The following is a 12176-nucleotide window of genomic DNA, read 5'->3' as shown; positions in this document are numbered from 1 at the left end:
GTGATCTGAGATGTGGACTTTCATCGTGCGCAGGATTTTGATCATGATACCGATGATGTTCTTCGTGTCTGTCATCTGCTTCGTCGTCACGGAACTTCAACCGGGTGATTTTCTTTCGCAGTATCTCGAAAATCCACGCATCTCTCCCGAACAGATCGAATCTCTGAGAAGGGAATTGGCCTTAGATAAACCAGCCTACCAAAGGTATTTCATGTGGATAAAGAACATCGTCACCAAGGGAGATTTCGGTTATTCCTTTTCCTACCAGAGGCCAGTGGTTGAACTGATATGGGAAAGACTCGGTTGGACCGTGGCGATCTCCGTGCTGACGATAGGTTTTCAATGGCTCTTTGCAACACTCATGGGCATCTATTCCGCGCTGCATCCATACACGCCGGGCGATTACACACTCACGGTTCTGGGATTCATTGGTCTTTCAATCCCAGAATTCTTTCTCGCGCTGGTCTTAACGTATCTCGTACTGAGACTGGGAGGAACTGCGGTGGGTGGTCTGTTTTCACCACAGTTCATAGGCGCTCCGATGAGCTGGGCAAAGTTCATCGATTTGCTCAAGCATCTGTGGTTGCCCATCGTGGTCATAGGTGTGAGTGGGCTTGCTGGTTTGATGAGGATCATGCGTGGAAACATGTTGGACGTGCTGGGTTCACCCTTCGTCACTGCTTTGAGGGCGCGGGGTCTGGACGAAAAAACCGTGAGGAGACACGTGATAAAGAACGCGATGAACCCCTTGGTGAGCATAGCTGGTATGGAGCTTCCCAACGTTTTCAGTGGCACGATCATCGCCTCGATAGTTCTGAACCTCCCGACTATAGGACCGTTCTTCTACAGCGCACTGTTGAACCACGATCAGTATCTGGTGATGGCCTTTCTCCTGTTCATAGCTCTGATAACACAGATTGGAAACTTGCTTGCCGACATTGCCTTGGCTTTACTCGATCCCAGGATAAGGATCAGTTGAGGTGAAAACATGAACACGTGGCAGAGAGTTTTCTACCAGTTCAGAAGACACAAGCTCGGTTTGATCGGTTTTTGGACACTCGTGGTACTGTACGTCTTGATAATCTTCGCAGACTTCATCTCACCATACAACTTCACCGAGACCCACAGTCGTTTCACGTACGCACCTCCCACAAAGATCAGGTTCTTCCACGAAGGAAAATTCAAAGGGCCCTTCGTGTACGGACTCAAAAGAACGAGGGATCCTGTCACGTTCAAAGTGAAGTACGAGGAAGATAGGTCGAAGATTTACCCGATCAAACTGTTCGTCAAAGGTGAAGAGTACGAGTTCTGGGGACTATTCAAGACCGACGTGCACTTGTTTGGGATAGAGTCAGACCCAAATCAAATGATGTTACTACTCTTCGGGGCAGACAGATTCGGCAGGGATCTGTTCTCCAGAGTGCTGCATGGTGGCAGGGTGTCACTCACGGTGGGTCTGGTTGGCACGTTCATCAGTGTTCTCATTGGTTCGATTGTTGGATCGGTATCAGGTTACTATGGAGGTTGGATCGATGTTTTGATCCAAAGATTCATAGAACTGCTGAGGTCTTTCCCGCGAATCCCACTGTGGCTCGCCTTGTCCGTCATACTGCCTCCGAGCTGGCCGAGCACGTGGGTGTACTTCGGCATCGTGATCGTCCTGTCACTCATAGGCTGGATGGGTGTTGCGCGTGTCGTGAGGGGAATGGTTTTGAGTATGAGAGAAAAAGAGTTCGTGCTCGCAGCGAAAGTAGCAGGTGTTTCGAATTTCAAGATAATCACAAGGCATCTGATACCCAACATCATGAGTTATCTGGTGGTCGTTTCAACCTTATCAATACCAGGAATGATCCTGGGAGAGAGTGCGATAAGCTTTCTGGGCTTGGGCATAAAGGAACCCATGACGAGCTGGGGATTGCTGTTGAACCAGGCTCAATCGCTCTCGGCACTTTCGACGAGCCCATGGTTACTGATACCAGGCTTTTTCATCATGGTTTCGGTCTTGGCCTTCAACTTCGTTGGTGATGCGCTCAGAGACGCACTCGATCCCTACAGGACGGTTGAGAAGGTATGAAGCTCCTCGAAGTGAAAGATCTCAAGGTCCACTTCAACACACTCGATGGTTTGGTGAAGGCCGTCGACGGTGTCTCATTCACACTCAACGAGCAAGAAACGCTCGCGATCGTCGGAGAATCTGGTTGTGGCAAGACGGTTACCGTGCTGACGATCCTTGGACTCATCAAGAAGGCGATCGTGAGTGGGAGTATCCTGTATCGTGGTGTGGAATTGACGAAGATTTCACAAAAAGAATTCGAAGAGATTCGCGGTAAAAAGATCTCCATGATCTTTCAAGAGCCGATGTCATCCTTCGATCCACTCTACACGGTGGGAAAGCAGATGATGGAAGTTGCCATGAAGCATTTGAAGATAGATGAAGAGCGTGCGAGGCAGCTGTGCGTAGACATGCTGAAAAAGGTGCAGATACCTCTGGCAGAACGGCGGTTCGATGAATATCCCCACCAGATGAGCGGTGGAATGCTCCAGAGAATCATGATCGCGATCGCTCTGCTCACCAATCCGGACATCGTCATTGCGGACGAGCCCACCACGGCGCTGGACGTCACCATACAGGCACAGGTGCTCAATCTCTTCAAACAGTTGCAGAAACAGTACAAAACGTCTGTGATCTTCATCACGCACGATCTCGGTGTCGTGGCGGAGGTTGCCGACAGGGTGCACGTAATGTACGCTGGAAAGATCGTGGAGAGATCAGATGTCGTGAAACTCTTCAAACAACCCTTGCATCCTTACACGAAGGGATTGCTCGAATCGAGGCTCAAAAAGGAGTACAAGAACAAGAAGCTTCCGTTCATCGAGGGCGTCGTTCCCCCTCCCACGAACTGGCCGAGTGGTTGTAGGTTTCACCCCAGATGTCCAAAGGCCATGGAGATCTGTCGCAGAGAAGAACCTGTGGAAGTTCAGCTGAATGGTTCCTCCGTAGCGTGCTGGCTGTACCACGAAGGTGGTGCTCGATGATAATCTCACTCCGCAAGGTTAAAAAGTATTTCCCCATCAGGGCAGGAGTCTTCTTGCAAGTCATAGGTTGGGTCAGGGCACTCGAAGAGTTGGACCTGGACATAAAAGAGAACGAGACGGTGGGCGTGGTTGGAGAATCTGGCTGTGGAAAAACAACGCTCGGAAGGATCGTTGCGAGAATTCTCCAACCCACTTCTGGCAGGATCGAATTTCAAGGTCTCGATGTGACGAAGAAGGCTCCCAAAGACATCGAAAGACTCTTTCGAAGAACCGTTCAAATGGTCTTTCAAGATCCGTTCAACTCGCTCGATCCGAGGATGACGATCGTGGACGTGGTGAAGGAACCACTCGAGGCGCACAGAATCTTCACATCAAAGAAAGAAATGGAAGACTACGTTACGGACCTTCTGGTGAGAGTTGGATTGCACAGAGAGCACTTGTCACGCTATCCACACGAGTTCTCAGGTGGGCAGAGACAGAGGATAGCCATAGCAAGAGCCATAGCCTTGAAACCGAAGTTGATAGTATGCGATGAGCCGACATCCGCCTTAGACGTTTCTGTGCAGAGTCAAATAGTGAATCTGCTTCAAGAGTTGAGAGAGGAATACAGGATGTCGTATCTTTTCATATCCCACAACCTCGATCTGGTTTATCACATGAGTGACAGACTGATCGTGATGTACTTGGGCAACGTGGTGGAAGAAGGTGAAGCAGTGGAGGTTTTTGAAAATCCACTGCATCCCTACACGAGGGCGCTCATGTCGGCCGTTCCAAGCTGGGACCCGAGGCAAAGGAAGCTGTCGCAGGTGAAACTACACGGAGAACCGCCAAGTCCGGTGAATCCACCATCTGGGTGCGTTTTCTCGACGAGGTGTCCCTACAGACTCGAAAAATGCGAAAAGGAAAAACCACAGTTGCAGGGTGAACAAAAACACAGAGTTGCCTGCTTCCTGCACGAGGGGTGAGGAGATTGAGCGAAAAACTTTTCAGGTGTGTGGACAGGATCGTTGAAGAAGGTTTGAACAGGATCTATCCTGGCGCAACATTGCTGATCGGATGGCCCGACGAAATCGTCTACGAGAAAGCCTATGGAACTCTCGATTTTGAGAGAAAGACCAACATAGACACCATATACGATCTTGCGAGCGTGACGAAGGTCGTTGCGACCACCACCGCAGTGATGAAACTGTTCAGCGAAGGTTATCTCCACTTGCACGACACAGTTGGAAGGTTCTTGAACGTTGAAAAGCCCAAGGCCGACATCACCATCTTGCAGCTTCTTTCACACACCTCAGGCATGCAACCTTACTCGGAACTTTGGAAATGTTTCAGGGGCAGAGAGTTGCTCGAAGAGATAGTGAAAATACAACCCGTCGAAGAACCCGGCAAAAAGATCGTTTATTCGTGTCTCAACTTCACCACACTCATGGCGATCGTCGAGAGGATAACCAATCAACGCTTCGATGAGTTCATCTACGCGATTTTCGAACCACTGGGGATGAAGAACACGAGGTTCTCACCGGGATATGCGGAAAACACAGCGCCCACGTCAGAAAGGGACGGAAAGAGGCTCGTCGGACTTGCGGATGATGAACTTGCTTACTACCTTGGCGGTGTGAGTGGAAACGCGGGTCTGTTCTCGAACGTTAGGGACCTGTTCACGTTCATGAGTTCGCTTTTGACGGGCAAAATAGCGCCGAAACCTGTGGTGAAATTGTTCACTCAAACAATTGTCGAAGCGAGCAACGGAAAAAGACACCTTGGCTGGATGTGCCCGGCGAGTGGTACGAGCAGTGGGGACATGCTGACGGAGAAAGCCTTTGGTCACAGCGGTTTCACAGGCACAACGATCTGGTGTCGCCAGGACGGTCTGTTCGTCATCTTTTTGACGAATAAAGGTTTCATAAAGAGGCACGAAGAAGAGATCATGAGAATCAGGGCACTGTTGCACAACGTGGTGTTCTTGAACATCGATGAGAGAAAAGAACTGTTCGATTGAGATGATTTCTCTCACAAGTAAAAGATCGAGCTCGCAGGCGTTCACTTTTTCGGACAGCGAACAAATGAGGACATTCTGCGATCTTTCCAAACATTTGGACTTCTTTGATATTCGTAGATTTGGTCCATAGAAGATTTGAAATCTGTCATATCGAGTTGACATAAGGTAGGTAGATCGTCTATACTCGTTTCAGATAATGTTTCTTCGCCAGTGGTATGGAGGAGAATTGGAGAAGGCCATACCTCGACAAGGGGTATGGCCAATTTTTTTGAAGGGGGTGTGTCTGCGTGAAGAAGGGTGTTTTCTGGGTCTTGCTCTCGCTCGCATTGGTGTTCGTCGGTTCTCTCATCGCTCACCTGGTCCAGACAGACTTTGGAAGGGTTCAGGTCAAAGACGTGCGTTTCGTCAGCAGCGACGGTAAAATTCTGAGCGCTTTGCTTTTCATCCCCAAAGGTGTCTCTCCCGAGAAACCCGCACCAGCAGTTTTAACCATGCACGGATACATCAACTCTCGAGAAACGCAGAGTGGCTTCAACATCGAGTTCGCGAGGCGAGGTTATGTGGTCTTCGCCATGGACATGGCCGGGCATGGTTATTCTGAGCAGATCAAGGGCGGACTCGCCAACCCTGCGCGCGGTGCGGCCGATGGACTGCTGTATCTGGCCAGCCTGCCATTCGTCGACAAAGACAACATCGCCGTTGAGGGACACTCGATGGGTGGTTGGTCCACGCTGAGTGCGGCCGGAAGATACCCGCACCTGGTTCGAACAGTCATACTCGTTGGCTCTTCTTCGGAAACGTACGGAGCACCGAAGGTGACAGCCGAAACACCGTTCAACTTCGCCGTCATATTCAGTAAATACGACGAGTTCAGTCGGTTGATGTGGGGCGTTGAAAAAGCTTCGGACATCGTCAAGACACAGAAATTGAAAATCGCTTTTGGAACAACCGAAGACGTCGTTCCCAACAAGCTTTATGGTTCCTTTGAAAACAAGTCTGCAAGAAAACTCTACATTCCCAACTGCACTCATCCCGGGGACCACTTGTCGACCGAAGCGATCGGCAACGCCATCGAGTTCTTGCAGGACTCCATCAAGCCACCGAAGTACATAGACCCAAAGAACCAGATCTGGCCATGGAAGGAGTTTGGAACTCTGCTCGGTTTGATAGGAGGTATCATGTTCCTGCTGAGCTACGGTTACTGTCTGCTCCAAACGGCGTACTTCTCGTCTTTGAGAAGCAGACCGATCGGTTTCCAAGTGAACAACAAAGCCTTGAGCATCATCACGTGGCTTGTAGGTTTCTTCCTCGTGACCGCGATCCCAGCGTTCACGTTCTTCAGATTCCAGCAACCGGGTGGGAGGACTCCAACACCAAATGCATTCTGGCCGCAGAGCCTCACGATCGGTTTCGCACGATGGGCGACGTTCAACGCCTTGATCGCGATCGGTTTGTTCATCGTCTGGCACTTCGTGTACCATCGCAGGATCGGTGGGAACTTGGTCAGTTACGGTTTGGCCACGAATCTTGAGAAACCCAAGTTCCACCTTGGACAACTTTGGAAGGCATTCGCGTTGAGCGTTTGTACGGTGTTCGCGACGCACATAGTTTTGTCAATTGTCTATTGGGCGTTCAAGGTGGACTTCCGCTGGTGGGTTATAGCTCTCAAACCGATGGACTTCGCGAGATTTTGGATATTCATCAAATTCCTGCCACCGTTCGCACTGTTCGCCTTCGTGAACGCACTGGTTCTGAACGGTCAACTGAAAGCGAAAGAATCCAAGAGCGAAGTAACTTCCACAGCTGTGTGGATGGTTTCATCCGCACTTGCTAACTGTCTTGGGATACTCATCCTCGTGTTGCTCCAGGTGGGCAAGCTTTTCGCCACACAGACTTTGTACTTCCCAACGCAACCTTTGCTTGGAATCGTCGCGTACCAGTTCGTCTTCTTGACCGCCGTTGTTGGAGCGATATCATCGTTCTTCTACAGAAGGACTGGAAACATCTACGTTGGTGCGTTCGTGAACGCTCTGTTCGTGACCTGGTACATCGTGGCGGGTCAAGCCATACAGTTCGCAGGATAGAGAGTTTGAAAAGCCGGCGCGTACGCGCCGGTTTCATTTTCTATGTCTTTTCAGTTTGAGCCACCGGTTCAAAGACGGATCTGGACAACTCCAGAGCATCGTACAAAGGTTTGAATTTCAACAGTCTCATTATCGCCTCCACCAAAAGGCAAGCTGGCAACATTACGATCAAGAGATTGAATTGATTCGACATTTCACAAACCAAGAGCGCACTCGAGATTGGTATCCTCAACACAGCCGTGAGTGTACAACCCATGCTACAGGCGACGAGAACTGGTAGGTCTTGACCAGCGTCGAAGAACGAACTTGTGAACATCCCAAGCATCGATCCAATAGCGAGTGAGGGAACAAACAAGCCGCCAGGAAGTTTCGCAGCGAAGCAAACCGCAGTGAAAAGCGTTTTGATGAGCAAGAGCGAAATCGTTTTGGTTTGAGGAAGCGTGCTCGACAAACTGGTTTTGATCAGCAACGTACCACTACCAAGTACCTTTGGAGAAAGAATTGCGAGCAGCAGTGTACAAGAGATCGGCAAGGAAATCTTGGCTTTCGAGCTTTTCCAACGGGTCAGGCCAACACAGATTGAAGTCAGAAGAGCTCCCAGCATGGCTGAAAGAGCGGCTAAGATGAAAACGACCTTCACGTTGGAAGGGATCACCACGGAAGCCAAAGGATGATGTGTTTCTCCTTTGAAGATCAACCCGGTCAGGTCAGACAAAACCAAAGTGAAAAACAACAAGAAAACTGTTTGCTTCAACCTTGGTCTGTAACGTAAGCCTTCCACCAAGAAAGCAACGCTGGCCAGAGGCGCATCGAAAGCCGAAGCCATTGCCGAACAAGCGCCAAGAGAGATGAAGAACTTTCGCCTCTCGCGCCCCTGTCGGGACCTTTTTGCAACAAAATGCCCCACCGTCGAGCCGAGTTGAACGGTTGGACCTTCCGTGCCCAAGGAGTAACCACAGAACATGGACAGAACTCCGGCGGAAAACTTGGTCAGAAACACTTTCAGCGGATCGTAATCCAGTTGTCCCGAGAGAACCTTTCTCACCTGTGGAATACCACTTCCGCTCGCGCAGGGTTGTTTCTTCAACATTTTGATGATCAAGAACGTTGCGAAGAGGATCAAAGTGAACCAACATAACAGCAATTTGCCGCAAGACATGAAGAACAAAAGCTCTTCCATTTTGCTTGTGACGAATTTGTACGAACAACCAATGAACGAGGCGATCAGGCCAACTATAATGCTCAATCCCAGGCTCCTCAAAAGAGATCAACTCCGTTTGTCGATCTTCTCCTCAACGATTTTACACAGCCTTTCTTCTTCCTCTGTGACGTTCAAACAAGGAACATCGAGTTCTCGCTCTATGGCCTTCGAGAGCTCACTCAGATCGATCCGTGCCAATGTGTAACCTTCCATCCTTCTTTCCGGGTAACATGGATTCACCGTGACACAGAGGAGCTCCGGTTTTCTCATCACCGCGACGTTCGTCTCGTTCAAGAGTTGTTCGAGTTTGGTGAGGTCATCGGTGAGAAGAAGGTGCATGGGGGATTCCACCAAGACATGCTCACCGCGTAAGGAAGAAAGCTTTTCGAGGCTGACCAATCCCTCGACGATCTTTCGACCTTGTTTGTCAATCGGTAGTCTCAACGTCTTCACGATGACTCTCGTTTCTGAGAGCAGAAAGTCGAGGTTCGTGGACCTCGAAGCTCCAACGGCGAGTATCACGAAGTCTGAGTGTTGGAACGGAACGATCCTGTTTATCGCACCATCGATCAGGAAAACTTCGACCATGTCTTTTTCCAGAACTTCTTTGATCGCGAGCAGATCTTCGCTGCTGTGCGGACCAACCAAAACCACCGTGCCGGATCCTCTGACTCTATACAGACAGATCGATCCCAAAGCCGTTTTGATGTCGAATCTTCTGAGCAGATGCAACCTTGCGGTCGAGTGTTTTGCGGCCTCCTCGCTCGTCACAACGAAGTTTCCTTCCTCTACCAAGACCTTGGGCTTCGGAAGGCCCGTGATGTGGTCGAGGTCCTCTCCATCGAAGCCTATGCTTGTGATGGCTATCGATTTTTCACTCAAACATTTCAGCAATGCGTTGAGCGTGGTCGTCTTACCTGTGTTCTTCGCCGTTCCCAAGACACCAAGGCTCAGCACTTTCTCACCGTACCTCTCCCAGCCCTGCCAGGATTCGCACCCTCTTCACGTGTTCCGAACAAACCTTCGTACAGCGCGGCTACGAAATCTTGCCTTTCCGCCACTTTCTTGAGAGTCTCGTAGATACCGTTCAAGATCTTGTCCGCATACTCCTCTGCCTTCTTCGTTGGTTCTATCTTCGCGTGACCGAAGAATCTGAACGCCTCAGCGATCGCCCTCAGTGTGTCGATGCGTGCAGTCACACTGATCGCACCACGTGCGTAGGCTTCGTCGGTCGAAGCGATCGTTATCGCATCCAGCCCCAGTGAGCTCGCGAGTGCGGCGTGCAGCGCCGTCGTCATGGCGGATTGAACCCTGTCTTCCGTGTGGGTCATGAAACCGATGGGTTCACCGGGCCAGATTGGGGCGTCCATGATGCGCCTGAGTGCCAAGATCTTCGCAACGTTGTAGTCGACGTAGTTGTCTTTCATGTAGTCGTTGATCATCACGTCTGGTGAGTAGCAGAACAAAGGTTTCAGAATGGGCCTCGCACCGAGCTTCACACCAAGGTGCGCCACGACGAGCATGCCCGCGAACGCTTTGTGTGCAGGCACCCCACCGAGTTCCTCGTTCGTGGGTATATCGTAGGGAAGTTTGTACTTGGCCGAGAGCTGTAACGCGTACACACCGTCCACGGTGAGTCTTTCTGGATCTGTACCACCGTTCAGTGAACCGTAGACCATGTTTATCTTCGTCAAGTCTGCACCGGCATGTGCAGCCAGCAAGACAATCTCAGGTGTGTTCAAGCCTCTGTGAGCTCTGACACACCAGAGCGTTGAATCGCTGAGTGCAGATTTGATCAACTTGAGGTTTTCGAGCGTTATTATCGATCCATCCTCTTCGTGTGCTAAGGAACCTTCCAGCAGTCCTTCGCACCTCGCACCCCAAGATGGATCGAAGTGTAACACCCCGTCCGCACCCCACGCCTCGCTCACCTTTATGTGCATCGCGTCCATGAAGGGACAACCCGTTCCGTATTGAACGAAGACGAGAGGTTTATCGAGACCGTGACGAAGGATCTTACCGTCGAAGTTGATCTCACGTACGAGCCGTTCGAACTTCTTTCTTTCTTCTTCGGTTATGAGTCTCACCTTTTTTGGAAGAACGTTCTTTCTGAAGTATGAAACTACGACTTCGTCGCACAACCTCAAATATTCCTCAAGCAAGTGTTCACCTTCGAGCATTTTTTCCTTGATCTTCGCTCTCTCGATCCCAGGACTCGTTCTGTCCTTCGCCCAATCGAGTATTTGATCCGTTATCTTATCGAGCAGTTCTTTGAAAGTTCCATCGCGAACTTCGTAGGTGTAACCACAGGTTATGTCGCGCTTGGTCTTCCTGATTGTGACCTTCTCTCCCTCGAACTTTCCTCCTTCGACGTATGCGATCACTTCTTCCCAGCTCGTTCTCTCACCGAATCCCGCATCGTAACCCAATTCCGCAGCAAGTTTCTTCGTGATCGCCTTGCCACCTACCACCACCTTGCATTTCTTTCTGAGCCCTGCGGCGTCCAGCACGTCTATGAACCTGGCGAGCAATTCTGCAGCACCATAACCCACGGTCCTGCTCACCATGATGAAGTCGGGTATCTCTCTCTGACAAATCTCGACGACCTCTTCCATCTTGGTGTCCGGTGGCAAAAGTACGGTCTGATGCCCTCTCTTCAACAGTTCTCTGTTCAACATCTTGAGTGCAACGTCGTGAACAGGATCGAGTGGAAACAGTACGAACTTCATCATGCATCGCCTCCAAAGATCCAGGCGTACTTGTCACCGGGCCTGAACACGTAGGCACGCAGACGAATCCGAGAGGCGAAACCGGTGTGCTCGACGAACACGACGTCGACATCTTTGAAACCGAGAGACCTCAAATACTGAATGGCCGTGTTCTTCGCGTCTTCCTCGTCCTTAGAGAGCAAAGTCGTTTCGATATCTATGGCGTCCACAATTCTTTCTATCATCAAACCCACCTCGCTTTTGGGTCATTCTTTCCACGCATCGGGTAGGATGTAACCTTCAGCAACAACGCGCGCATCGCCTTGGAGATAGACGTTCTTGAACTCATCGGCGCATCTCTCAAACCCGACCTTCAACTCTCCACCTCTCACCTTCACAGTCACTGGTGGTTCCACAGCATGGATCAGGAACGAAACGATGCTCGAGGCGATCGAGCCAGTCCCACAGGCGAGCGTCTCGTTCTCCACACCCCGTTCGTAAGTTCTGACAATTATGTGAGACGGACCCACAACTTTGACGAAGTTCACATTCGTTCCTCTTGGAAAAACATCCAAAGCGTACCTGATCTTCCTTCCCCAGTTCAGCAAAAGCTCATCTTCCATCGACTCGACGTCTCCTCTGAAGATAACGACGTGTGGTACCCCAACTGTGCCGAAGTGGTACTCGATAGGCCCAAAGCCAAAATCGTGTCTCTGCAAGAGTTTGAAGTCGTTCACCTTGAGATCTGGAAACATTATCTGGACCTCTTCGCCCACGATCACGGCTTCGTGGATACCAGCGATCGTTTCGAATCTCATGTGCTCTTTCGCAACATTCATCAAATTTGCGAACCTCGCGATGCACCGTGCTCCATTACCGCACATTTCACCTTCTGAACCATCGCTGTTGAAGTATCTCATTTTGAAATCAGCGGAATCTGAACGCTCGAGCAACATGAGTCCATCGGCACCTATCGATTTGCCACGTCGACAGACCATCCTGACGAAGTGGCTTATGTCGAAATCTTTGAGCGCGTTCTCTCTGTTGTCGATCACGATGAAATCGTTTCCCGCTCCGTTCATTTTGAAAAATTTGATCTTCACAGTTAAAAAACCTCCCAAAGAAAAGGGGCGCTCGAGGCGCCCCCT

At 50.4% G+C, this 12176-nt stretch carries 11 protein-coding genes; 6 read left to right on the top strand and 5 right to left on the bottom strand.

All coding sequences use genetic code 11. The features are described from left to right. Positions 1-10 precede the first annotated feature (10 nt). From AJ81_RS07015 to AJ81_RS06990, 6 genes are all read left to right on the top strand, one after another. Positions 11-979 carry an ABC transporter permease gene (locus AJ81_RS07015; RefSeq protein WP_031504380.1) on the top strand — a complete coding sequence of 323 codons (969 nt, stop codon included), beginning with the start codon at positions 11-13 and terminating at the stop codon, positions 977-979. A 9-nt stretch (positions 980-988) separates the two neighbouring features. After that, positions 989-2074 (top strand): ABC transporter permease, encoded by a 1086-nt coding sequence (locus AJ81_RS07010; protein ID WP_031504382.1) that lies wholly within the window; start codon positions 989-991, stop codon positions 2072-2074. Further along, a complete protein-coding gene (locus AJ81_RS07005) occupies positions 2071-3036 on the top strand; it encodes an ABC transporter ATP-binding protein (protein ID WP_031504384.1) in 966 nt (321 codons plus the stop codon). Before AJ81_RS07010 ends, AJ81_RS07005 begins: the two co-directional genes overlap by 4 nt. Continuing rightward, positions 3033-4001: an ABC transporter ATP-binding protein gene (locus tag AJ81_RS07000; protein WP_031504386.1), complete on the top strand. Its 969-nt coding sequence runs from the start codon at positions 3033-3035 to the stop codon at positions 3999-4001. The genes AJ81_RS07005 and AJ81_RS07000 overlap by 4 nt, the downstream gene beginning before the upstream one ends. Then, positions 3998-5035, top strand: a complete 1038-nt coding sequence (locus AJ81_RS06995; protein WP_231845461.1) for a serine hydrolase domain-containing protein — start codon at positions 3998-4000, stop codon at positions 5033-5035. Before AJ81_RS07000 ends, AJ81_RS06995 begins: the two co-directional genes overlap by 4 nt. Positions 5036-5322: 287 nt before the next feature. Beyond that, complete coding sequence (locus AJ81_RS06990) at positions 5323-7119, top strand: alpha/beta hydrolase family protein (protein ID WP_031504390.1); 1797 nt, start codon at positions 5323-5325, stop codon at positions 7117-7119. Between the two features lie 40 nt (positions 7120-7159). On the opposite strand, the gene AJ81_RS06985 is transcribed toward AJ81_RS06990, so the two are convergent. The 5 genes from AJ81_RS06985 to dapF are packed head-to-tail and all read right to left on the bottom strand — an operon-like array spanning position 7160 to position 12131. Then, entirely contained in the window at positions 7160-8380 is a 1221-nt protein-coding gene (locus AJ81_RS06985) for a chloride channel protein (protein ID WP_031504391.1), read from the bottom strand. Between the two features lie 6 nt (positions 8381-8386). Beyond that, on the bottom strand, positions 8387-9277 hold the full coding sequence (locus AJ81_RS06980) for a hypothetical protein (RefSeq protein ID WP_031504392.1): 891 nt from the start codon (positions 9275-9277) through the stop codon (positions 8387-8389). Further along, complete coding sequence (locus AJ81_RS06975) at positions 9271-11049, bottom strand: cobalamin-dependent protein (RefSeq protein ID WP_031504393.1); 1779 nt, start codon at positions 11047-11049, stop codon at positions 9271-9273. The genes AJ81_RS06980 and AJ81_RS06975 overlap by 7 nt, the downstream gene beginning before the upstream one ends. Then, entirely contained in the window at positions 11049-11273 is a 225-nt protein-coding gene (locus AJ81_RS06970) for a hypothetical protein (protein ID WP_031504394.1), read from the bottom strand. Before AJ81_RS06970 ends, AJ81_RS06975 begins: the two co-directional genes overlap by 1 nt. A gap of 21 nt (positions 11274-11294) precedes the next feature. Continuing rightward, positions 11295-12131, bottom strand: coding sequence for a diaminopimelate epimerase (dapF, locus tag AJ81_RS06965; RefSeq protein WP_231845460.1), 837 nt, complete (start codon positions 12129-12131; stop codon positions 11295-11297). Positions 12132-12176 lie beyond the last annotated feature (45 nt).

Origin of the sequence: Pseudothermotoga hypogea DSM 11164 = NBRC 106472, from assembly GCF_000816145.1 — a bacterium.
Lineage (GTDB): Bacteria > Thermotogota > Thermotogae > Thermotogales > DSM-5069 > Pseudothermotoga_A > Pseudothermotoga_A hypogea.
This window is presented reverse-complemented; position numbering and strand designations above follow the sequence as displayed.